24 protein-coding genes are annotated in these 22,697 nt (G+C 66.7%); 14 read left to right on the top strand and 10 right to left on the bottom strand.

Annotated features, from left to right (window positions below):
* Positions 1-103 precede the first annotated feature (103 nt).
* The 3 genes from ACWEWT_RS04980 to ACWEWT_RS04970 form a co-directional block, all read right to left on the bottom strand.
* Positions 104-430, bottom strand: coding sequence for a hypothetical protein (locus tag ACWEWT_RS04980; RefSeq protein ID WP_452556264.1), 327 nt, complete (start codon positions 428-430; stop codon positions 104-106).
* Positions 423-713: a hypothetical protein gene (locus tag ACWEWT_RS04975; protein WP_452556262.1), complete on the bottom strand. Its 291-nt coding sequence runs from the start codon at positions 711-713 to the stop codon at positions 423-425. The genes ACWEWT_RS04980 and ACWEWT_RS04975 overlap by 8 nt, the downstream gene beginning before the upstream one ends.
* Positions 714-806: 93 nt before the next feature.
* Positions 807-1,154, bottom strand: coding sequence for a hypothetical protein (locus ACWEWT_RS04970; RefSeq protein ID WP_452556260.1), 348 nt, complete (start codon positions 1,152-1,154; stop codon positions 807-809).
* A 179-nt stretch (positions 1,155-1,333) separates the two neighbouring features.
* On the opposite strand from ACWEWT_RS04970, the gene ACWEWT_RS04965 reads away from it, so the two are divergent.
* Positions 1,334-1,741, top strand: coding sequence for a Fur family transcriptional regulator (locus ACWEWT_RS04965; RefSeq protein ID WP_452557672.1), 408 nt, complete (start codon positions 1,334-1,336; stop codon positions 1,739-1,741).
* A 24-nt stretch (positions 1,742-1,765) separates the two neighbouring features.
* Entirely contained in the window at positions 1,766-3,949 is a 2,184-nt protein-coding gene (katG, locus tag ACWEWT_RS04960; protein ID WP_452556258.1) for a catalase/peroxidase HPI, read from the top strand.
* Between the two features lie 68 nt (positions 3,950-4,017).
* On the opposite strand, the gene ACWEWT_RS04955 is transcribed toward katG, so the two are convergent.
* Entirely contained in the window at positions 4,018-4,662 is a 645-nt protein-coding gene (locus tag ACWEWT_RS04955) for a dihydrofolate reductase family protein (RefSeq protein WP_452556256.1), read from the bottom strand.
* A gap of 58 nt (positions 4,663-4,720) precedes the next feature.
* Here ACWEWT_RS04955 and ACWEWT_RS04950 point away from each other — a divergent pair, with 58 nt between their 5' ends.
* Together ACWEWT_RS04950 and ACWEWT_RS04945 are read left to right on the top strand one after the other, a co-directional pair.
* A complete protein-coding gene (locus ACWEWT_RS04950; protein WP_452556254.1) occupies positions 4,721-5,314 on the top strand; it encodes a winged helix-turn-helix transcriptional regulator in 594 nt (197 codons plus the stop codon).
* A 164-nt stretch (positions 5,315-5,478) separates the two neighbouring features.
* A complete protein-coding gene (locus ACWEWT_RS04945; protein WP_452556253.1) occupies positions 5,479-6,354 on the top strand; it encodes an SCO6745 family protein in 876 nt (291 codons plus the stop codon).
* Positions 6,355-6,393: 39 nt separating this feature from the next.
* On the opposite strand, the gene ACWEWT_RS04940 is transcribed toward ACWEWT_RS04945, so the two are convergent.
* Positions 6,394-6,933, bottom strand: coding sequence for a hypothetical protein (locus ACWEWT_RS04940; RefSeq protein ID WP_452556251.1), 540 nt, complete (start codon positions 6,931-6,933; stop codon positions 6,394-6,396).
* Positions 6,934-6,971: 38 nt separating this feature from the next.
* Positions 6,972-7,622, bottom strand: coding sequence for a DUF308 domain-containing protein (locus ACWEWT_RS04935; RefSeq protein WP_452556249.1), 651 nt, complete (start codon positions 7,620-7,622; stop codon positions 6,972-6,974).
* A gap of 228 nt (positions 7,623-7,850) precedes the next feature.
* On the opposite strand from ACWEWT_RS04935, the gene ACWEWT_RS04930 reads away from it, so the two are divergent.
* Positions 7,851-9,068, top strand: coding sequence for a TerC family protein (locus ACWEWT_RS04930; protein WP_452556247.1), 1,218 nt, complete (start codon positions 7,851-7,853; stop codon positions 9,066-9,068).
* Positions 9,069-9,278: 210 nt separating this feature from the next.
* Positions 9,279-9,959 carry a hypothetical protein gene (locus tag ACWEWT_RS04925; protein ID WP_452556245.1) on the top strand — a complete coding sequence of 227 codons (681 nt, stop codon included), beginning with the start codon at positions 9,279-9,281 and terminating at the stop codon, positions 9,957-9,959.
* 240 nt (positions 9,960-10,199) lie between these two features.
* On the opposite strand, the gene ACWEWT_RS04920 is transcribed toward ACWEWT_RS04925, so the two are convergent.
* The gene (locus ACWEWT_RS04920; protein ID WP_452556243.1) at positions 10,200-10,829 is read right to left on the bottom strand and encodes a maltokinase N-terminal cap-like domain-containing protein; all 630 of its coding nucleotides are present in this window, start codon (positions 10,827-10,829) and stop codon (positions 10,200-10,202) included.
* Between the two features lie 18 nt (positions 10,830-10,847).
* Positions 10,848-11,822 carry a hypothetical protein gene (locus ACWEWT_RS04915; protein WP_452556241.1) on the bottom strand — a complete coding sequence of 325 codons (975 nt, stop codon included), beginning with the start codon at positions 11,820-11,822 and terminating at the stop codon, positions 10,848-10,850.
* A gap of 395 nt (positions 11,823-12,217) precedes the next feature.
* On the opposite strand from ACWEWT_RS04915, the gene ACWEWT_RS04910 reads away from it, so the two are divergent.
* The 3 genes from ACWEWT_RS04910 (at position 12,218) to ACWEWT_RS04900 (ending at position 15,584) form a co-directional block, all read left to right on the top strand.
* A complete protein-coding gene (locus ACWEWT_RS04910) occupies positions 12,218-13,426 on the top strand; it encodes an integrase (RefSeq protein WP_452556239.1) in 1,209 nt (402 codons plus the stop codon).
* A gap of 392 nt (positions 13,427-13,818) precedes the next feature.
* The gene (locus ACWEWT_RS04905) at positions 13,819-14,319 is read left to right on the top strand and encodes a hypothetical protein (RefSeq protein ID WP_452556237.1); all 501 of its coding nucleotides are present in this window, start codon (positions 13,819-13,821) and stop codon (positions 14,317-14,319) included.
* A 410-nt stretch (positions 14,320-14,729) separates the two neighbouring features.
* Positions 14,730-15,584, top strand: a complete 855-nt coding sequence (locus tag ACWEWT_RS04900) for a phosphotransferase family protein (RefSeq protein ID WP_452557671.1) — start codon at positions 14,730-14,732, stop codon at positions 15,582-15,584.
* Here ACWEWT_RS04900 and ACWEWT_RS04895 read toward each other — a convergent pair.
* Positions 15,575-15,733 (bottom strand): hypothetical protein, encoded by a 159-nt coding sequence (locus ACWEWT_RS04895; RefSeq protein WP_452556235.1) that lies wholly within the window; start codon positions 15,731-15,733, stop codon positions 15,575-15,577. The two genes, ACWEWT_RS04900 and ACWEWT_RS04895, sit on opposite strands and share 10 nt — an antisense overlap.
* Positions 15,734-15,954: 221 nt before the next feature.
* Entirely contained in the window at positions 15,955-16,803 is an 849-nt protein-coding gene (locus ACWEWT_RS04890) for an alpha/beta fold hydrolase (protein WP_452556233.1), read from the bottom strand.
* Positions 16,804-16,924: 121 nt separating this feature from the next.
* On the opposite strand from ACWEWT_RS04890, the gene ACWEWT_RS04885 reads away from it, so the two are divergent.
* From ACWEWT_RS04885 to ACWEWT_RS04865, 5 genes are all read left to right on the top strand, one after another.
* Entirely contained in the window at positions 16,925-17,716 is a 792-nt protein-coding gene (locus tag ACWEWT_RS04885; RefSeq protein WP_452556231.1) for an SDR family NAD(P)-dependent oxidoreductase, read from the top strand.
* Between the two features lie 685 nt (positions 17,717-18,401).
* The gene (locus ACWEWT_RS04880) at positions 18,402-18,818 is read left to right on the top strand and encodes an alpha/beta fold hydrolase (RefSeq protein ID WP_452556229.1); all 417 of its coding nucleotides are present in this window, start codon (positions 18,402-18,404) and stop codon (positions 18,816-18,818) included.
* A gap of 472 nt (positions 18,819-19,290) precedes the next feature.
* Complete coding sequence (locus tag ACWEWT_RS04875) at positions 19,291-20,058, top strand: class I SAM-dependent DNA methyltransferase (protein ID WP_452556227.1); 768 nt, start codon at positions 19,291-19,293, stop codon at positions 20,056-20,058.
* A gap of 141 nt (positions 20,059-20,199) precedes the next feature.
* A complete protein-coding gene (locus ACWEWT_RS04870) occupies positions 20,200-21,018 on the top strand; it encodes an APH(3'') family aminoglycoside O-phosphotransferase (protein WP_452556226.1) in 819 nt (272 codons plus the stop codon).
* A 323-nt stretch (positions 21,019-21,341) separates the two neighbouring features.
* Positions 21,342-22,667, top strand: coding sequence for a family 1 glycosylhydrolase (locus ACWEWT_RS04865; protein ID WP_452556224.1), 1,326 nt, complete (start codon positions 21,342-21,344; stop codon positions 22,665-22,667).
* The last annotated feature ends 30 nt before the right edge of the window (positions 22,668-22,697 follow it).

Genomic DNA, 22,697 nt, shown 5'->3' with positions numbered 1-22,697 from the left:
GCCCGCGACGGCACGCGGGAGAGCCGGCATGTCCGGGGCTGCAGCGGACCGCGCGCAGGCGAGAGCCGCACGGGCCGTCATCCGGCCCGGCGCCCACGCGACCTCAGGCGGTGGGGCGCAGGCTGGACAGCACGCGGATGGCGTCCGACAGCGGGATCATCCGTTCGGGCTGTTCGCTGGACAGGCCCAGTTCGATGTACTGGCGGATCAGCATCGACGGTGTGATGCAGTGTGCCGCGGCGACCTCACGGATACGGTCGCGCATATCCTGCGGCAGCTTGAGCGAAGTCGTGACCATACCGCGTTCGATCTCGTCGGTGGCCGGCGGGAGCGGCGGCACCTGCACGGTGTCGTCGAAGGCCAACTCGTCGAGGAACTGGTCGGCTTCGGCGGCGCTGCGCGGGAAACCGGGTTCGTGTTCGTTATTCATCTCGGGTCGCCTCCCATGTGGTGAATTCGGCGAGCTGACGTGACCCCATGGGTGCGGCCATGAGGATCTGCCACCGGTCGGGATACGAACGCGGTCGCAGGACCACCACCAGCGGCCGCCCGCCCTCGGTGCGGCCCCATACGGTGAGCACCGCCAGTCCCTGAGCGGTGGCCGCCGGACGCGACCACCGCTGCGGCGAGTACAGCACCTCCACCACTTCCCAGGCCGCGACCTCGAAGTGCCGAAGGAACGGTTCGCTGGATGCGTGCCATTCGTACTCCACGACTGCTTACGATAATACCCCGGTATTACCGTATGCGAGCGCGCTGTCCGCCGGGCGCGACGGACGCGCGGAGGTACTCGGCCGGGCGGTGGGTCAGCGCCAGTGGGCGGCGTCCGGGATGCCGGTGGTGAAGATGCTGTAGAAGAACTGCCCGGGGGCGAGTTCATTCATATCGTGCCAGGCACCTGCCGGGTCGCGCTGGTAGAAGTCGGCCGTTCCGGTTCCGTTGTCGTAGCAGACGATTCCGCTGGTGCCGAACGGGCTCCAGTACACCGCGCCGGGACGGGGAGCTTCCAGCGGTGTCCGGAACAGGTGGCCGCAGTGGCTGATCTCGGGGTCGTAGTAGGTGGGTTGCGCGGCCGCTGTCGCGGCCGGACCGCCGCAGCCGAGGGCGGCGGCAGCGAATGCGGTGATAATCCTGCGGCGAACCGTGCTGCGCATATAGTCTGCCCTCCCGAGTGGGTCGGAATCGTCACGAAGCGTGGGTGCACGATACCGAGCGCACCGCCCTGCCGGGCGGTTTCTTGATCAAGCCCAGATTCTGACCCGAACAGATACTTGATTCATTCAAGAAAGTCGGTAAGCTCCGGAATGTGACCACGACCGCGGAGTTCGAGAACATGTTGCGCGAGGCAGCGCTGCGTGTGACCGCACCGCGGCTGGCGGTACTGAGCGCGGTACACGAGAGCCCGCATTCCGATACCGACACGATCATCGGCCGGGTACGCGAATCGCTGGGAGCCGTCTCCCACCAGGCCGTCTACGACGTATTGCGCGCGTTGACGACCGCGGGTCTGCTGCGCCGTATCCAGCCCACCGGCTCGGTGGCCCGGTACGAGACCCGGGTCTCCGACAACCATCACCATCTCGTATGCCGGTCCTGCGGCGCGATCGCCGATGTCGACTGCGCCACCGGCCCCGCCCCGTGCCTGACCGCCGCCGACGACCACGGTTTCACGATCGAAGAAGCCGAGGTCATCTATTGGGGTCTGTGCCCCGACTGTTCTGTATCGCCCAGCCCGAAATGACCCTTATCCACCGGAAGGAACGCAGTGTCCGACAGCACCACAGGCCAGTGCCCGTTCACGGCCAAACACCCGACGACGGGTGCCGGCAACCGTGATTGGTGGCCCAACCAGCTCAACCTGAAGATCCTGCGGAAGAACGCGCCCGCGTCCGACCCGATGGCGCCGGACTTCGATTACGCGACCGAGTTCGAAACCCTGGACCTGAACGAGGTCCGCCGCGATATCACCGAGATCCTGACCGACTCGCAGGACTGGTGGCCCGCCGACTTCGGTCATTACGGCCCGCTGATGATCCGCATGGCCTGGCACAGCGCCGGCACCTACCGCACCATCGACGGCCGCGGTGGCGGCGGTGGTGGTATGCAGCGCTTCGCGCCGCTGAACAGCTGGCCCGACAACGGCAACCTGGACAAGGCCCGCCGGCTGCTGTGGCCGGTCAAGAAGAAGTACGGCAAGAAGCTGTCGTGGGCCGACCTCATGATCTTCGCCGGGAACGTCGCGCTGGAATCCATGGGCTTCGAGACCTTCGGCTTCGCCGGTGGCCGCGCCGATCTGTGGGAGCCGGACGAGGACGTCTACTGGGGCCCGGAATCGGGCTGGCTCGACGACGAGCGCTACTCCGGGGAACGCGATCTGGAGAACCCGCTCGGCGCGGTCCAGATGGGGCTGATCTATGTGAACCCCGAAGGCCCGAACGGTAACCCGGATCCGCTGGCCGCCGCCGTGGACATCAAGGAGACCTTCGGCCGGATGGCGATGGACCACGAGGAGACCATCGCGCTGATCGCCGGCGGTCACACCTTCGGCAAGACCCACGGCGCCGGTGACGCCGATCTGGTCGGCGCCGAACCCGAGGCCGGGCTCATCGAGCAGCAGGGCTTCGGCTGGAAGAGCACCCACGGATCGGGTAAGGCCGGTGACGCGATCACCAGCGGCCTGGAGGTCACCTGGACCACCAAACCGGCGCAGTGGACCAACGATTTCTTCGAGATCCTCTTCGGCTACGAATGGGAACTCACCAAGAGCCCGGCGGGTGCGAACCAGTGGGTCGCCAAGGACGCCGAGGAGATCATCCCCGACGCCCACGACCCGGCGAAGCGCAAGAAGCCGATGATGCTCACCACCGACCTCGCGCTGCGTTTCGACCCGGAGTTCGAGCCGATCTCACGTCGCTTCCTGGAGAACCCGGACCAGTTCGCGGACGCGTTCGCCCGCGCCTGGTACAAGCTGACCCACCGCGATATGGGCCCGGTCGAACGGTACCTGGGCGCGGAGGTCCCAGCCGAGGTGCTGCTCTGGCAGGATCCGATCCCGGCCGTCGACTACGAGGTGATCGACGAGGCCGATATCGCCGCCCTCAAGGAGCAGGTGCTGGCCACCGGCCTGACCGTGCCGCAGCTGGTGTCCACGGCCTGGGCCTCGGCGTCGACGTTCCGCTCCAGCGATAAGCGCGGCGGCGCCAACGGTGCCCGTATCCGGCTGGAGCCGCAGAAGAGCTGGGATATCAACGAACCCGAGCAGCTCGCCACCGTTCTGAGTGCGCTGGAGAAGGTGCAGGAATCGTTCAACGGCGCCCAGTCCGGCGGTAAGAAGGTATCGCTGGCCGATCTGATCGTGATCGCCGGCGCCGCCGGTGTCGAACAGGGCGCCAAGGCCGCGGGCGTGCAGGTCACCGTGCCGGTCGCGCCAGGACGCAACGATGCGCTGCAGGAGCAGACCGATGTGGATTCCTTCGGGGTGCTCGAACCCCGTGCCGACGGTTTCCGCAACTACATCGGCAAGGGCCACCGGCTGCCGTCGGAGCATCTGCTGATCGACCGGGCGAACCTGCTCGGTGTGACCGCACCGGAGCTGACCGTGCTGATCGGTGGCCTGCGTGTGCTGGGCGCGAACTACAAGCAGTCGGCGCACGGTGTGTTCACCGACAAGGTCGGGACGCTCACCAACGACTTTTTCGTGAACCTGCTCGATATGGGTATCGAGTGGAAGTCCACCGATGAGTCGCAGGAGACCTTCGAGGCCCGCGATACCGCGACCGGCGAGGTCAAGTGGACCGGCACCCGCTACGACCTGGTGTTCGGCTCGAACTCCGAACTGCGCGCGGTGGCCGAGGTGTACGCGGCCGACGACGCCCGGGAGAAGTTCGTGCACGACTTCGTCGCGGCCTGGAACAAGGTGGTGAACGCGGACCGGTTCGATCTGGTCTGATCCGGCCCACACCGGCCGCGCGGCGCCCGGGAGTCTTCGGACTCCCGGGCGCCGCGTCGTCATCCGGGTCAGCGTCGCCAGAAGAAATGGTGCACGACCCCGCTGGGACTGGGAATCTTCTCCAGATGGAATCGATCGGTGAGTTCCTCGGGGCGTTCCCAGAGGCGTTCGCCGTCACCGAGTTCGATGGGCGCCACCGCGATATGCAGGGTGTCGATGAGATCGGCGGCGAGGAATTCGCGGACTGTGGTGGCACCCCCGCCGATGCGTACATCGCGCCCGTCGGCGGCGGCGAATGCCTCCTTCAGGGCCGCTTCCGGGGTGGCGTCGAGAAAGTGGAACGTGGTGTCGGAGAGGGTGAACGACGGGCGCGGATGGTGGGTGAGAACGAAGACCGGGGTGTGGAACGGGGGTTCGTCGCCCCACCAGCCCTGCCAGTCGTAGTTCTCCCAGGGGCCGCGCTGTGGCCCGAATTTGTTGCGGCCCATGATCTCGGCGCCGATATTGCGGGGCATATCGCGGGTCAGATAGTCGTCGAGGCCGCGGGTGCCGCCGGGTTCGGTGCGGTTCACCCAGCTGGCGGTCGCGCCGGCCCAGGACATCATGGCGCTGGGGTCGGCGTGGCCGAACGGGCGGTCGAGGCTCTGGCCGCGCCCGGCGGCGTAACCGTCGCTGGAGACAGTGAAGCATTGCACTCGAACGAGCTGGGTCATCGGGAATCCTAACTGATTGTAATATGCAATTGGTTGAGAACCTACCTAGACTGATCTCATGACGCAACCAGTTTCGCCGGAAGTGCTGCCTGTGCCGCCCGGAAAATCCGGCTGCCCGATCAATATGACGATGGAACTCCTCGGCGACCGGTGGAGTCTGATCGTGCTGCGCGACATCATGTTCAGTGGAAACACCCACTTCCGCGAACTGCTCGGCGCATCCATGGAGGGCATCGCCTCCAATATGCTCGCGGCCCGGCTGTCCAAACTCGTCGACGCCGGACTGCTCAGCCGCGACGACGACCCCAGCCACCGGCAGAAGGTGGAATACCACCTCACCGAAGCCGCGATCCAGCTGGTACCGCTGATCACCGAGCTGGGGGCATGGGGCGCACGCTGGATGCCGACCACGCCCGAACTCGCCATCCGGGCCCGGCTACTCGCCGAGGGTGGGCCCACGCTCCGTACGAGATTCATGGACGAACTCCGCGATATCCACCTACGGCGGCAGGGGACCCCGGACCGCGGAGTGCTCGCCGAACTGACAGCGGCGTATCTGGAAGTGGCCGGACACTCTGGCACGCAGGCCGGCGGCGGAGGCTCCGAGGACCGCGTCGGTATCGGCGAGGGTGAGTCCGCCCGGACCGACTGACCATCGCGCCCGGATGGGGCCGCGGGCGTTCGATATCCGGAAACAGCCGTCTTCCGTCGCGCCCTGGAAGGCGGCTGGCGGTGACAGCGGCGCGCCGCGGATTCAGCAGTCGTCGCGGCAGCCGATCGGGGGCTTTCCGGACCCGGCGGCAGTAGCGTGGCGGCATGAGCACCGCACTTCCCGCGTTCGCGCGGCAGGCATGGAGCCTGCTCGAACCGCTGCACGCCGTCACCTACTTCTCCCCCGAACCGTTGCAGGCCCTGAAAGCGGCGGGGTATCGCGGGTTCTGGATGGGATACTTCGCCGGCCGTGCGGCTCCACTCGGCGCGGCCGGACCCGAAGTCGTACACGCGCTGTTCTACAACTTCACCCTCGAACGGGTGCGCCGGGCCCTGCCGTCGGCGTGGGAATACGCCCCGCCGGCGGCCGCGCTCGCCGCCCGGGAACAGGGCGCGACAGCCGCGTTGCGCCGGCAACTCGGCGAACTGGCCGACAGTCCGGACATATCCGTCGCGGCCGAACTCGCCGAGTCCGCCGTCGCCGCCGCGCCGCTGGAGGGGCGGACGCTGTTCGCCGCCAACCGGGCGCTGCCGCTACCCCGAGACCCGGTGGCCCGGCTGTGGCACGCGGCGACACTGTTGCGCGAACATCGCGGCGACGGTCATATCGCCGCCCTGCTCGCAGCCGGCATCGGGGGCCGCGAATCGCATGTCCTGCAGACCCTGGTGAACGGGGTTCCGCGTGAGATCTACACGGTATCCAGGGACTTCGACGAACCCGAATGGGAGATCCGGCTCGCGGCCCTGGGCGCCGCGGGCCTGGTCGGCGCGGATGGCCCGACCGCACAGGGGGCGGCGGTGAAAGCCGAGATCGAGGCCCGCACCGACGCGGCCGCCGCGGCCGCGTACGCGACACTCACCGACGAGGAACGTGACGAACTCGTGCGGGTGCTGCGCCCGTTGACCCGGGCCGTGTTGGCCACCGGGGAGATCCCGGCCGTAACCCCGATCGGGCTGGACCTGCGGGACGAGAAAGCGTGAAATCGGGGCAGCGGTATCGGGCCGAGGTCACTCCGGCGGTTACCAGACCAGCGTGAAGTCCGGGATCCGCACCCGGCCGAAGAAACGTTTCGCGATATCGCTGCCGTCGCAGTTGTAGCCGTTCATGATGTCGGCCAGTTCGGTCGCCAGCTCCTGCAACTGCGGGCTGACGCATTCGATACTGTCCTCGACCACCCAGCCCCAATCCCGGGGAACGTTGTCGATGGTGATATCGATACAGCCGTGATGGGGCAGATCCACGGTGATCAAGATCTGCACCGGCGCATCACCGAGCGGATCCCGCACCGCCGGCTCACCGAGCCGGGTCTGCGGAGCGAACATGATGCGGCCCAACGCGATATCGGCACGGATCATCTCGGCCACCGACGGCAGATCGGCATGTTTGCCGACCCGGTGATGACGATTGCCGTACGTGCGGTCACCGGTCGCCGAATGACCGGAGCGGTCCAGCATCCGGTCCAGCATGCGCTGCGCTGTCGCGCGCTCGTCGGCGCCGGTATTGGGATGCTCGATGAGCGCCCGCAGGCGCATGATCCGATGGCTCGTAATGATCGCCATACCAGGAAGGGTATCGAAACAGCGGTCCGTACGGCGCCTCAGTCGCGGGTGCGTCCCCCGGAACCTCCCGCGCTCGCGATCACCGTGGTCAGATGCTCGTCCGGAGTCAGCGCATCGGACCCCGCCGCACCCCGCACCGCCGCCGGCGAACGGACCGCCGTCCAGATCTCCAGCCCCCCGAACGCCGTGATGCAGCATCCCGCGACCAAGGCAAGCGTCTCGATATCGTCGAACGGCGCGATCGCGATCACCAGGCCGGCGGTGAGCGTCACCAGACCGAACACCTCCTGCTTCCCACTGCCCGTCACCTCGTCGTCGTCCCACACCCCCGCCACCGCATGCGCGATACCGCGCACCGACCACGCCAGCCCCAGCCACATCGCCAGCAGCAGCGTCCAATCCCCCGCCCGGAAACACAGGGCCGCCGTCAGCAGCGATACCAGCGCCGCGAGCAGCAGCAACACACGCGGGAACCGGCCCAGCCGGCTACCGAACGCCACCGCCGCCAAGGTCACCGCGCTGCACAGCAGCGAGAACATGAACAGGTTGCCGACCGTACTCAGGGATTTGTCCGGCCAGATCACCGTCGCCACTCCGATCACCACCGAACAGACCCCCATCGCGAGCACTGTCTGGCGTACACCACGACCGAACACCGGAACGGCATCCGCTTCCTCGTAGGTCGGCATAGCAGAATGATATGGGTCATCACCCTGGATTGCCCAACGGTTGCCGGGAGTGTCCGTTCATCCCCTGACATCGGTCGCATCACCTTCAGCCCCGCACCGGGCTCGGGCGCACCGCGGATACCGACTAGCCCGGCGACCCTTCGACGCCACCTGCGCAAACCCCGGTGCGTGCGGTTGCGCGGCTACAGTCGCCCCAGTCCCGCACAGTGCACCGGGCAGGAGGGCGATGTGACCGTTCCCGCGCTGGCATGGGTGTGTGCGCTCACGCTTATCGCCGGTCTGCTGCTGTTCGATTTCTTCTTCCATGTCCGGAGCGCCCACACACCGTCGTTGTCCGAGGCGGCGATCTGGTCGGCCGCCTATGTCGGTGTCGCCATCGCGTTCGGATTCGGCGTATTGCTGTTCGGTGGGACGACGATGGGAGTCGAATACTTCGCCGGGTACATCACCGAGAAGGCGTTATCGGTGGACAACCTGTTCGTCTTCCTCATCATCTTGACCACCTTCCGCGTACCGAGCGCGGCACAGCAGAAGGTACTGCTGGTGGGGATCGTGTTCTCGCTGCTGGTGCGCACCGGTTTCATCTTCGTCGGCGCCACCCTCATCAACCGGTTCGCCTGGGTCTTCTACATATTCGGCGCCGCGCTGCTGATCACCGCCGGGAATATGCTGAAACCGGAGAGCGAGGACAGTCATTCCGGCGACACCTTCGTCCTGCGGCTGGCCCGCCGGTTCCTGCGCACCACCGACCGCTACGACGGCGACAGACTGGTCACCGTGGTCGACGGCCGCACCCGGCTCACCCCGATGTTGCTGGCCATGGTCGCCATCGGTGGCACCGATGTACTGTTCGCCCTGGATTCGATTCCCGCCATCTTCGGACTCACCCAGAACGTCTTCCTCGTCTTCACCGCCACCGCCTTCTCCCTGCTCGGTCTGCGTCAACTGTTCTTCCTGCTCGAAGGACTGCTGGATCGCCTGATCTATCTGGGTTTCGGACTGGCCGCGATCCTGGCGTTCATCGGGGTGAAACTCGTCCTGCACGCGCTGCACGAGAACACTGTGCCTTTCATCAACAACGGTGATCCGGTGCCGGTCACCGAGATATCCACCGCCGCGTCCCTGGCGGTGATCGTGGTGGTGCTGCTGGCAACCGTCGCGGCCTCCCTGCTCAGCCCGGCGGGCCGCGCGCAGACCGCGGTGGCCAACGCCCGCCGGCACGCCACCCGCTATCTCGATCTCGGCTACGAAGCCGACCAGACGCTACGCGAACGCACGTATACGAAGATGACCGGCGAAGAAGACACGATCGCCGGGCTACCACGTAAATACGCCCGGCGGATCCGGGAAGGCGAAACCGAACTGATGGCGCTGCTCGAACAGGCCCATATCGTGCACGACGACCGAGTCGCGCGAATGGAAGCCGGTCTGCCGCTGCGGATGTGAACACAAGAGAAGCGGAAAGTTAACGCGGTCACAATATTTCGCTGACGCGTTAACCGAATGGGAAGGCCGCGGGTAACGGTGGGGTAACACTGCGCACCCACGATCGTCTGGCGGGTACGTATGCCGGTACGGACCCGCCGAGCGCCCCCACGATGAGGTCCGGGTGGGGCAGCTCGTATCCATTTGCCGCAAGACAAAGGCTGTAGACAGATGCAAACTCGCCGGTACATCGCCGCTTCCCTGCTCGCCGTCGCCGCTCTCGGCGCCACCTCCGCCACCGCCTACGCCGCGCCGGCGCCCTCCGCACCGGATAACGGCTCCACTCTGCAGACCGACATCATGCCGGGTATCCACTACACGGCGAGCATCGTCGACAGCTCGGTCGTGCTGCGCACCGAGGGCGGCTCGCTCACGGTGCAGGGCAGTCAGTTCCAGGTCCTCGACGACCAGGGCCGCCTCGTCGCCGGCCTGCCCCTCACCTACCTCAAAGACGGTAAGGAATGGCCGATCGCGGCCCAGGTCGACGGGAACACCGCCACCTTCACCCCCAGTACCGATCCGGCACAGGCCCGCCCGGCGGCCATGTTGCAGCCGGTCGGCGCCGAGGACTTCGACAGCGCATTGAGCATGGCCGCGACCCAGTTCGGTCTGGCCACCGGCATCGGCACCCTGCTGGGCAGTCTCATCGGTGGGGCTCTCGGGTGTGTCGCCGGGGCCGTCATCGGAGCCCCGCTGGTGGTTCCGACGTTCTTCGTCGGACCGATCGGATTGTGCATCACCGGGGCCGCGGCCGGGGTCACGCTCGGTGTCGCCGCGGGTGTGGTTCTGATCGGGGTGCCGGTCGGGATCGCGGCGGCGATGCAGTTCTACGACACGGTGTACGTGAAGTAAATCCCGAACGGCGGAGTGCGTCGCCCGGTCAATCATCCGGTGGTCGCCGCGCTCCGCCCGGGGTCGTCGCGTCGTTCCCGGTACGGCGTCCGGTGCACGGGAGTTCGAGCCCGGCGCGTACGCATGGTTCGCCGTACGTTTCCCCGGCACACCCATCCTCACCGCACTCGGGCAGCGGGATATCCCGTACCGAATACGGCACCGGCCGACCGGGCCCGATCCGAAGACATTGCGCTGGTGTCAGCGCAATTCGGAGAGCACCACACTGCGTACCGTGCTGCCGTCGGGCGCACTCCACGGCACGATCACCTGACCGGAACGCAGCACCGGCTCCGACCGGCCGAGTACCCGGTGCACCCGCAGCTGACCGTCGGTGACGGTGATATCGGTACCCACCGGGTTCTCCGCCGCCGACACCAGCGCCGACCCGTCGGTGGGAAGCCCGGCGGCAGCGACCAGAACACCGAGCTCGGGAGTGGCACTGTCGGTAGCGTGCTGTGCCTGCGCACCCCCGGCCAGCAGCGCGGCCATCCGTTCGACAGCCACCGGGTCCCGGGTGCCGTCGTAGATCCACCGGGTGCCGAGCACTCCGTGCTCCGAAGTGCCCAGCAACGCGTCGGTGTCGGTCTCCGGTTCGATACCCCGGTAGCTGAGCGGTACGAAGTAGGTGATCGGCTCGGTACTGCCGGTATCGGTCACCACCAGCATCTCGATCCCCACCTCACCGGCGGGATCGTCGAGCCGGAAACCACCCACGCGGCGCAGATCCTCCGCTCTGCCCGGTCCCGAATACCACGGGCGACTGGGGAGCCAACGGCCGAGCAGGTCCAGTTTCGACGGTTCCATGGTCGTACGGTGGATAACAGCCATACCGGAGATTGTGCTACGTCATCCCGCGTCACCGGCGGGTACCCGGGCATGTGCAGCGTGTGCCGCGCGTTCGGCGAGAAGATCGTCGAGCTGCCGTTCGGCACGTTCGGCGCGAGTCAGCGTCTGAGCGCGTGCGTGTTCCAGCGCTTCCATTCGCTGGGTAGCCTCGGTGACCGCCCGTTCCAGCCGGTCGCCGGCTTCCGTACGCGCTGCCGCGAGGTCGGCCGCGGCGGTGCGGCGGACCTCCGCGAGTTCATTGCGCAGCACATCGGTATCCGCGCGCAGGCGTTGCAGCTCCAGCCTCATCTCCTGGGCGGCCTCGGCACGTTCGGTGGCCGATTGCTCGGCGCGATCGAGGGCACGCTCGGTATCGGCGGCACGTTGCACGGCCAGGTCACGTTCGGCCGCCGCGGCCGATTCACGCTGGGTGTACTCGCGTCGCATCCGTTCTAGTTCGGCATCGGCGGTGTGCTGGGCACGCCCGATCTCGGCGGTGCAGTGGTCGCGCAGACGTTGCTGCTCATCCGCGGAATCGTTGCGTACGGTGCGGATCCGGTCTTCGGCGTCGCTGCGGGCGGCGAAGACTTCATCGGCGGCGCGGGCGGTCACTTTTTCCACCTCGCGTAACGCTTCATCGCGATCGCGGAGGGCTGCTGCGGTTCGGGTCTCCGCAGCGGCGATAGCGGTTTCGGCGGTTTCGGCGGCGGATGCCGCGTCCTCGGCGGCTGCTTCGGCTCGTTCGCGGGCTTCGTGGGCTTCCCGCCGTGCCTGTTCGGCTGCGGCGGCGGCCATTTCGGCTTCGGCGATCCGGCGGGCGGCATCCGCCTGCACCGCCTGTACCTGTGCCTCGGCGGCGGATGGGTCGGCCAGGGTGTTCATCTCGGTGACGGCGGCGGTGAGGGTGGTGCCGAGCTGGTCTGCGAGTGTGCGGAATTGGGTGAGCAGTTCATCGGCTCGCAGCCGGGCGATGGTAACCGGACCCTGCGTTGTCACAGTGACGTTTTCGGTGGGACTCTCCGCTTCCTGCTGTAGCCGCTGTCGCTCTCGCCAAGCGCGCCAACGGGTGTGGTCCGGAAGTTCGCAGTATTCGGAGGGGCGACCGGGGCCGGCGGGCTTGGCGAGGGGGCGGGTGCAGCCGGGGTAGTTGCAGACTGTGGGCACCGGAGAATCGTAGCGTTGTTTCGTTGGAATACTACGTATTTACACGAAACGTAATGGAATGAGGCTCTCGGGAGAGGTTGAGAATCCGATTGGTTCTGGCCACCGATAAGTGAACATTATCGGAGGCCAGGATTGTAGGGTGAGTGGTGATCGGTTTGTTCGCAATATGTTTCGTTTCGTTGCTGCAAACCAAACGATTCCTGCTACGCAATTACCCAGGGGCCCAGATGAACGAGCACGACACCGACCTCGCGCTACCCGACACCGTGCGCACCGAACTCCGCCGCGGCGTCACCAGCGTCCTCGTCGACACCGCCGCACTGCGGCAGGTACGCGAACGCTTCGATACCGAACAGGCCACCGCGCTCGGCCGCTACCTCACCGCCTCCCAATCCCCCAACACCGTGCGCGCATACCGCAGCGACTGGATCGCCTGGGCTGCCTGGTGCGCCAACGAGAACCGCTGCGCGCTACCGGCAGACCCGCTCGATATCGCCGTCTACCTCGCCGCCGCCGCCGACGCCCGCACACCCGACGGCCGCCACGCCTACGGACCGGCCACTCTGGAACGCAAATCCGCCGCCATCGCCGCCGTGCACGCCGCCAACGGACTACCCGCGCCCACGCGCAGCGACGTCGTCCGGCTCACCCTGCGCGGTATCCGGCGCACCCGCCGCACCCGGCCCAACCGGAAACGACCGATCCTGCTGCACACGCTCGGCGAACTCCTCGCCGGACTACCCGAACCCGGCTGGCCCGGCGAACCCGCCCGGCGCCGCGACACCCTGCTCCTGCTCCTCGGTTTCGCCGGGGCACTGCGCCGCAGCGAACTCGCGAGCCTGCGCCTCGCCGATATCCAGTTCGGCACCGACCACGGCACCGGCGAACCCCTCCTGCTGATACACCTGCCCACCACCAAAACCGACCCCACCGGCATCACCGAACAACACGTCGCGCTCCCCCGCGGCCGGCAGGCACACACCTGCCCCGTCTGCGCCTGCGCCGACTGGATGCGTCTGCTCACCGCGCACACCGAAGATCCCGCAAACCTGCGCGGCTGGGTCACCGAACAGGCCGCCACGGAATCCGATACCCGTATCCATCGCTGCCACAGCTATCACCCCGACCCGCGGCTGCGGCCGGAACAGCCGCTGTTCCCCGCGATCAACCGGCACGGCGGGCTGGGTGCCACCGCGATATCCGGGCGGGCGGTCGCCGAACTCGTCAAACGCTACGCCGGGCGCGCGGGACTGGATCCCGCACTCTTCTCCGGCCATTCGCTGCGCGCCGGATTCGCCACCCAGGCCGCCCTCGGTGGCGCCGCAGACCGCGAAATCATGCGGCAGGGCCGGTGGAGTAACCCGCGTACCGTGCACCGCTACATCCGCACCGCAGACCCCCTCGCTGACAACGCAGTCACCAAACTCGGACTCTGACCGTCCGCGCCCGGGGTGACGGTGCGCGAGGTAGCTTCCGGCCGAGCTCGGGAAACGACTGCACACCCCGCATCGGGACGCGTAGCGAGTTTCGGGATTTCGGGGCCAGCGGTGGTCCCGGTCCGCCGGTACCACCGCGGCGTCGGGGGTCGCCCGGGGCCGGTGCACATGACGGTGCGGTCTCGGTATGGCATCCGCCGATGGCGCGGGTGCGTGCATCGCCCGGCGTCGTACCGGGGTCGCGTCCGATAACCGCGATATGCCGCCCGAGCTGCGGTTTTACCAGCGATGTTTGCTCGAACGTGACCATGGTCAGCGCCCGTGCTGTGCGAGGATATTGAGCGCTCCACGAGTCAGTCCGTTTCAAACCAACCCTTTGGAAGGATGCTCAGATGGCGCAAGACACCAGCACTGCCACCCGTTCCAGCAACGGAAGCAGTCAGCAGGAAATCCAGAGCCTGGACATGCTGCGCATGGGCCTGGACGAAATCCGGCAGGAATGCCAGAACGCGCGGCAATTCGCGCAGCAGGCGCAGAACCTCGCCCGCCAGGTGCAGCAGCAGTCCCGCCAGGTTCAGCACCAATCGCAGATCGCGCAGAACCAGGCCAACCAGGCCAACAATCAGGCCCAGCAGGCTCGCCAGCAGGCGATCCAGGCGCAGAACCAGGCGCAGCAGGCGCTGAGCGAGGCCGACCGGGCCCAGGCTCAGGCCCAGCAGGCGCAGAGCGAGGCCAACCAGGCGGCCCAGCGCTGTCAGTCGGCCCAGGACCAGGCCGACCAGGCGGCCCAGCTCGCGCAGCAGGCCGAGGATCAGTCCAGCCGCTCCCAGGACCGTGCCATGCAGTGGGAGCTGCAGCTGCACCAGGTACGCCAGCAGATGCGCCAGATGTAATCGAGTGTGTATCCGGTCGGGCCTTCGCCCGGTACCCGGATACAGCCGAGGCGGGGTCCGATGAACTCACCGGTTCAGCGGACCCCGTACTCGTTTCCGGCTCTGCGGGAGTTTCCTGTGGGGCAGCCGGCAGCCACGGCACGATGGCAGAACTCGGCCGATACGAACCTGCCGGCGGGGGTGAGAGCTCACGGATTCCGAAATCGGCAATCGATGGAGCTCACAGTTTCGTATCTGATAATCGTGGCGTGTCGCTATCGGAATTGTGCCGAGCGCATCGTAGCGGGGCCCGGTACGATGCGGTTGTTGCCGCAGATGCTGGTCGGCCGCCGACCTGGACCGCCGTTCCTCACCGACCGTAAGGCTCGTCGTATGCAGCGATCAACAGAGCGGGTGGTGTCGTGGAGACGGTGATCGGACGGCATCGAGTTCTGTTGCGCCGGTTGCTGCCGGACACCGAACCGGAGGATTTCGCTGTCCGGCAGGGGCAGTTCCATCTGGTGGTGATCGGCACGGACCGTGTTGTGTGTCTGCCTCGCACCGAGGCGGCGGCGGCCCGCCTGCCGCGGCGAGCAGCTGTGCTGCGTGTCCTCGCCGACTTCGACCTGGGTTTCCGTATACCGGTTCCGCTGGAGGAAGGCGACGCGGACGGTATCGGTGAGCAGCCTTTCCTGGTGTCGAGTCGTGTTCCCGGAGCTCCGTTGACCGCTGAGGTACTCGATGATCCACAGGTGGCTCAGGTGGTAGCGGGCCAGTACGTCGGGCTGCTGGCCGGTCTGGCCGGAGCCGGCGCCGACGACAGAGTGCGCTCGGCACTGCCGGCTCCGGAAGACCGGTGGCATCGGTTCGCGGCGGAGGTCCGCACCGAGCTGTTCGGGCTCATGTCCGCCGGTGGGCGACGACGTGCCGAACAGGAACTCGGCGCAGTCGAAGGTCTTCCCCACCTCACGGCGGCGGTGGTGCACGGTGACCTCGGGCCCGAGAACGTGTTGTGGGAGAGCGCCGACGGGCTGCCGCGCCTGAGCGGGGTGGTCGACTGGGATGAGGTCGGTCTCGGTGACCCGGCCGAAGACCTGGCAGCCATCGGCGCCGGCCACGGCGATTCCCTGTTACGGCGCGTACTCACACTCGGTGGCTGGGCGGATCACGAAACGACCGCCCGCATCACTGCGATCGCCTCGACCTTCGCCCTGCAGCAGGCCCTCGCCGCCCACCACGATGGTGATGAGGAGGAATTGGCGGACGGTCTGACGGTCTACCGCTGAATCGGGTCGCCGATGGTGCCGCGAAATCCGGTGATATGGGGGTCGTCTCCCAGGGCGGCGGTCAACTGGTCGGTCACCTCTCCCGGGACACTGGCAGTGTTGATGCAGAGCAACCGCCGGTATCCGAGCGCGCGGTAGTCGGCCCACATCGCGACGAGGTTCCGCTCAGCTGACCGAACACTTCCGTCGATACTTGGGCAGCAAGGCCGCTGGCTTGATCGTTGATCATGTTCGGCCAGGTGGTCCCACGTTCGAGGCCGAAGTACTTGGTGTCGGGCGGGCATGGATGGTGCGCACCGGGCCACGAACCGCAGCCCGTCCACCGACACCGCCCCAGACATGGGCCAGCGGGATCCGGGACTGGGGCGGATCACGAATCCGTGATTCGCTCCAGCACGATCTGCGCCAACCTGCCGGGAACCTCCTCGGGAATCCAGTGACCGGTACCCTCCAGCACCACCAGTCGATACGGACCGGTCAGATGATCCGCGCTCCGCTCGACTCCGGACCGCGCCACCGCCAGATCCGCATCGCCCCAGACGAACGTCGTGGGCACCTGTACCGCCGGGACCGACTCCCACGAATCCCCCGCCGCCCGATACCAGTTCAACGCGGCCGTCATCGCGCCCGGCTCCCGCAACCGAGCGATATGGCGGTCCGCCAACTCCGCCGGCACCGCCTCGCCGAACCCGATTCGCAACCCGGCACAATCATCGGCCAGCAACAGCTCCTCCGGGGCCTCCGGCTGCTGGAAGAACTCCATATACCCCGACTTCTCCGCCTGCACCGGGTCGTGCCGGCGAGCCCACGCGAACGCCGCCGGATGGGGTACCGAAACCGCGGTCAACGAAGCGACCCGATCCGGATGCCGGGCGGCCACATTCCACGCCACGATCGCGCCCCAATCGTGGCCGACCAGATGAACACGGTCCGATCCCAGCGCGTCACAGACCCCGAGGACGTCCGCGGTGAGTTCCGGCAGCGCGTAGGAGTGCACCGCTACGGGTCGCGCGCGCGGTGAGTAACCGCGTTGCTCCAGGGCTGCGGAGCCCACACCGTCGAGGGCCAGCAGTTCCGACACCGGCCCCCAGGACGCCGCGCTCTGTGGGAATCCGTGCAGCATGAGCACATCCGCACCGTTCACACGCGCCCCCGGGCGGACACGTACTTCGAAATCGAATCCACCCGCGCGTAGCGTACGTAGCTCCTCCGTGCTCATCGCTGCATGCTAGCCAAATCACGGCCCGACTGCTAGACACCTGTACAGATGCTTGTCCGTAGATTGTGTCCGACACCGGACACCAGCAACCCCGGCAATCGAGCGCGACGGAGGAACACCCATGAGCACAGACCACCCCGTATCGGTCGTCATCGGCGGCGCCTCCGGAATCGGCTGGGCCACCGCACAGCTCATGGCCGGACGCGGAGACACCGTTGTCATCGCCGACCTCGACGAAGACGCCGCGCGCTCCCGCGCCGCCGAACTCGGCGCCCCCGCGAGCGGCCACCCGGTCCAGGTGACCGACGAAAACAGTATGCACACCCTCTTCGACACAGTGACCGCACAGCACGGGCCCGTCGACACCGTCGTCGACTGCGCCGGAATATCCCGGCCCGGAACCCTCGCCGAACTCTCCCTCGACGACTGGAAGGCCACCGTGGATGTCTGCCTCACCGGCGCGTTCCTGACCGTCAAAGAGGCCGCACGCGCCCTCCGCGACAGCGGCTCCGTGGTACTCGTGGCCTCCCTCAACGGTCGCCAGCCCGGAGTCGCGATGGGAGCGTACTGCTCGGCCAAAGCCGGAGTCCTCATGCTCACCGAAGTCGCCGCCATGGAACTCGCGCCCCGCGGCATCCGCGTCAACGCGGTCAACCCCGGATTCGTCCACACACCACTCACCCACGGTGCGACGCTCGTCCCCGGCCTCGTCGAGGAATACGTCGAGAACACACCGCTCGGACGTCCCGGAACACCCGAGGACATCGCACAGACGATCGGGTTCCTCACCTCCGGCGCAGCCGGCTGGATGACCGGCGCGGCCATCGATCTCGACGGCGGCGCCCACACCAAACGCTATCCGGACATCGTGGCACGTATCGCGGACCTGGCGGCCGGCACCACCCCGGCATGACCCGGATCCGAAACCTGGGAATCAGCACGGCGCGAGAACGGTGACACCCGGAGCGGCCGCCGCGGCGTAGGACCCACCGGCCAGAACCAGCGTGCGAGCCCGCCGATACGGACACCCGGCCGCTTCGGGGGTCCGGGAACATCGGCGAGAAGAGTCACGCTAAGGAGTTACCGCAGATACTCACACACCATGTGGTGCGGTTGCGGGCGAGGCCCGCGCCGCCGGATTCGAGCAAGGCGTTGCGCCACTCCCGACTCACCCATGCTGCGGAGGACGGTGCTTCGACGCCGGTGTTGATGAAGCTGTCCGGGCACACCTCGGTACGCAGCCTGGCGAAGTACGCGCGGGTTTCCGACGAAGGGCTGCGGCGATATCAAGCCGACAGCGATCCGGCTGCCCGGCGCCGTTCCAGTCGCTGACCGCGTGCGTGAGCAGTCCCAACGCGAAACCTACAGCTGGATTTCGCCGGCGCGGCGGGCCCCGTATCCGGGGGCCGGCCGGTCCGGCGCCCTGTCGTCAAAGGATGGTTTGGTGACACGGACGGTCCGGTGATTGCGTCGGTCACCTGCAAGGCGTGGCCACGGGCACTCGACCGGGTGGCGTCGCGGGTCTAGCTTGACCTTGACCCGAGGTCAAGGTGAAGGCTGGTCACACGACTCGTTCATCCACTTCATATTGGGCAGGCATGGTGCCCGTCGATGACACGGCCCTGTCGGTCACCGACACCGAAGGCCCCGGCCGTCCCGTTGTGTATCTGAACGGCTCCTATGCCAGTCAGCGGTCCTGGCGACGTGTGATTGCCGAGCTCGGCCCGCAGTGGCGGCATGTCACCTACGACGAGCGGGCTCGCGGCGGGTCGAAGCGGTCGGCGGACTATTCCTTCGAGGGGTGTCTGCGAGACGTCGACGCAGTAGTCGAGGCGACTGGGGTGGACCAGCCGTTGCTGGTCGGCTGGTGCTTCGGCGTGCTCGGCGAGCATCGCCGACGGCTCGTGCGGTGTCCCAGTGCGCGCCGGTCAGCAGGTGCGCTCGGGGATCGCGCCGAAGGCCGGGCCGCGCATCTGGCCCGGATCGGAGAGATCCTGGCGGAACCGGTGAGCTGACCGGCCGTAACGGTCTTCCTGCGGTATCGGTGCGATACCGCAGGAAGACCCTCCCTTGTCCTAGTTGCTTTTTGGGGAACAGCCTTCAGTCCGTTTGGTTGGTTGAGTGGTAGATAACTAACATGTCTGGATGCGCATATCGTTGTATCGCTCTTTATCGAAAGGTCGTGCACAACGATTCCACCTGATCCAGTTCGCTCGCCGGCGCCGGGCCGCCGATCTCGACCTTTTGCGGACCTCGATCGAACCGGCGCGGGCGCGGATCGGTTTCTGTCCCCGCCACTCCCCTACCCCGCTACCGCCCATCGGACCCACAGGAGCACCGGTACTCGTCATCGGATAATCCTTTGTTACTCCGGTCGGAGCGGGGCGGAATATCTCGTTCGATTCCATGGTCGAGGCGGCACGGTCGTCAGCGGGTGTGACGATGGGTGAGGTTGCTCGCTCCGCCGATTCCGGGCAGGCTCTTCCGATGAAGGACAGCTCTGACGATCTGCGGTTATGGGATGCGGCCGCCGACAGTTATGCCGCGACGGTATCCGGTCCCGGCGACAGTTTCTACCGGCGGATACACGGATTCCTGTGGTCTCAGCTGGGGCCGGTCACCGATCTCGATGTCCTGGACCTGGGATGCGGGCACGGCTGGCTGGCCGAGTGCATCCGACGGGCCGGCGCCCGCGTCAGGGGTATCGACGGCAGCGAGGCACTGTTGACCACCGCGCGAACGCACTACCCCGGAATCGACTTCCGTCAGCACGATCTGACGCTCGGACTTCCTGCCCCGGCCCACCGATACGACCGGATCGTCGCGCATATGGTTCTCATGGACGTACCTGTCCTGGACCGGCTGTTCACCGATATCGAGGCGGCACTGCGAGACGAAGGCGTCTTCATTTTCTCCATACTGCATCCGGCCTTCTTCAGCCGTGAGATCGTCGACGAGAGCCCCGGCGGGGAACGCTATCGCAAGGTCACCGGCTATCTGGATCATGAAGTCCGGTGGATCGAGTCGTTCGGTGGACATCGCCACTACCACCGCCCACTCTCGTGGTACGCAGAACAGCTGACCCGGCACGGACTGGTGATCACCGGAATTCACGAACCACCTTCTCTACCGCACGAAGACATACCTGTCACCGATTGGACCGGGTACCAGAAATGGTTCAGCACTGTGCCCACCATGTTGGCGATGTCGTGCATACCGCGCCGACAAGGCAGTGCGCGACCTGGGTCGGTATGAGGTCGGCGATGTGATTCGGAGCGCGCAGGCTTTCGGAATCGGGTAGCAAGTGTTTCGGGCCGCTGGTGGCCTCGGATCACAAGCGGGCGCCGCCCGTGGGGCCGAGCGGGTGCGGGGTGTCGACTGGCTACAGTGGCCGGAATGAGCAGCAACCGCGACCGGCGAACAATACTGGCGAGTGCGGGATACAGCATCGAAGACTGGTCACCTGTCACTACAGGTGAGTCGGGCGCCCAAGTCTTTCGCAACGAGGACATCACCCGATACGCCAAATGCGTGCCCGCCACGGAGACCGCCGCACTGCAGGCAGAGCACGATCGTGTCGAATGGCTGGCCGACCAGGGCGTGCCAGGTCCACGGGTGCTCGACTGGCACTCCGACGAGGTAGGAGCGATGCTGGTGACCAGTGCAGTCTCCGGCGTTTCCGCGGATCGGCTACCGGCCGCGAATCTCCACGCGGCCTGGGAACACATCGCGGACGCAGTGCGTGGGCTGCACGAACTACCGACGCAACGGTGCCCGTTCGACCGACGTTTGGACACGATGGTCACCATCGCGGGTGACGTCGTCGGCCGTAATGCCGTGAACCCGGAGTTCCTTCCCGTCGAGCAGCAGCGGACACCGCCTGAGGAACTACTGGCCCGCCTCGAACCCGATATCGCGCGAATGATCGCCCACGAGGCCGTGGACACCGTCGTCTGTCACGGAGACCTGTGCCTCCCCAATATCGTTGTGGACCCGGAAACACTCCAGTTGTCCGGATTCATCGACCTGGGCCGTCTCGGGACTGCCGATCGTTACGCCGATCTGGCTCTCCTGCTCGCCAACGCACGGGAAACCTGGGAGAACGAGGAGCAGGCGCTGGCTGCGGACACGGCGTTCGCGGACAGGTACGGCCTCGGCCTGGACCGTAACCGCTTGAACTTCTACCTTCACCTGGATCCCCTCACCTGGGGATGAGACGAGACGCCATCCGCGCATCACCCGGTGCCGTCCATGACAAATCGCTCCCCCGGGTGCGATTACTGCAAACGGTAGATACATAGGTAGATGCGCATATCTAGATAGTTACTTGTTTAAAAACGTGACCCGGCGACGGCCCTCGGGAGAATCGGAGTTACGCAGAACGCGTCGCCGGCCGGGACAGTTTCTCCGGCCTGGTCGCACATCACTCCTCTGGCCTGCGGCCGGTCGGGATACGTCCGCTTCGGCCCGATTACGTTGCTGCGCCGTTAGTCTGGTGCGAGCGCCGCGATGACGAACAGAGAACAGGAGACGATCCGATGGGCCCCGTGAACCGTCGCCGATTTCTGACCACCAGCGCGATAGCCGCCGGCACTATCGTATTCGGAGCGGGACAGGCGGGTGCCCGCCCCGCTCCCCCGGTCGAGGTCGCGCCGCTCGGACCCGACTTCCTGTGGGGCGTCGCGTCCTCCGGATTCCAGTCCGAAGGTCATGCGCCGGACAGCAATTGGACTCGCTATATAGCGGCCGGGAAAACCGACGACCCCTATCGCGAGTCCGTCGACTTCCACTCGCGCTACCGCTCCGATATCGCCCTGGCCCGGAAACTCGGGGTGCGCGCCTACCGGATCGGGATCGAATGGGCGCGGGTACAACCGCGACCGGGCGAATGGGACGAGGACGGGTTCCGCTTCTACGACGAGGTCGTCGGGGCCATCCGCGCCGCGGGTATGCGGCCGATGCTGACCCTCGACCACTGGGTCTATCCCGGTTGGCAGGTGGATATGGGTGGTTGGCGGCGCGCCGGGATGGTCGACGACTGGCTGGCCAACGCGCGGACAGTGGTCGATCGGTACGCGCGGCACGATCCGCTGTGGATCACCTTCAACGAACCCGCGGTATATCTGATGAACGAGGTGCGCCACGGTGGAATCGGGTTGACCGATATCCCCGCGATGCAGGATCGGATGGCGTCCGCGCACAACGCGGCCTACGACCATATCCACCGCGTGCAACCCGGGGCGATGGTGAGCAGCAATGTCGCCTACATTCCCACTGCCGAAGATATCGTCAACGGCGCGTTCATCGACCGGGTCGGCGCGAAACTCGACTACATCGGTATCGACTACTACTACGGGTTCTCCCCCGCCGGGGTACTTGCTCGGATCCCCGACCCCGGCAAGCTGTGGACACTGTCGCTGCAGGCCGAGGGTATCTATTACGCGCTCGACCACTACGCGAAACGCTTTCCGGGCAAACCTCTGTACATCGTCGAGAACGGCATGCCCACCGAGAACGGGAAGCCACGGGCGGACGGCTACACCCGCGCCGATCTGCTGCGCGATACCGTCTACTGGCTACAGCGCGCGGCAGCCGACGGTATGAACGTGATGGGCTACAACTACTGGAGCCTGACCGATAATTACGAATGGGGTTCCTACACCCCCCGATTCGGTCTCTATACCGTCGATGTCCTCGGCGATCCCACCCTCACCCGCCGGCCCACCGACGCCGTGGCCGCCTATACCGCGATCACCGGGAACGGTGGGGTACCGAGCGACTACCGGCCGACCCGGGGGCCCGCCACCTGCTCGATCGTCGACGGACTCACCAGCTGCGTCGACCGGGTCACCGTGCCGCGCTGAGCCGCGCCACGGTGACCCGGTCGCTTCGGT

The organism is Nocardia sp. NPDC003963, from assembly GCF_053605105.1.
This window is presented reverse-complemented; position numbering and strand designations above follow the sequence as displayed.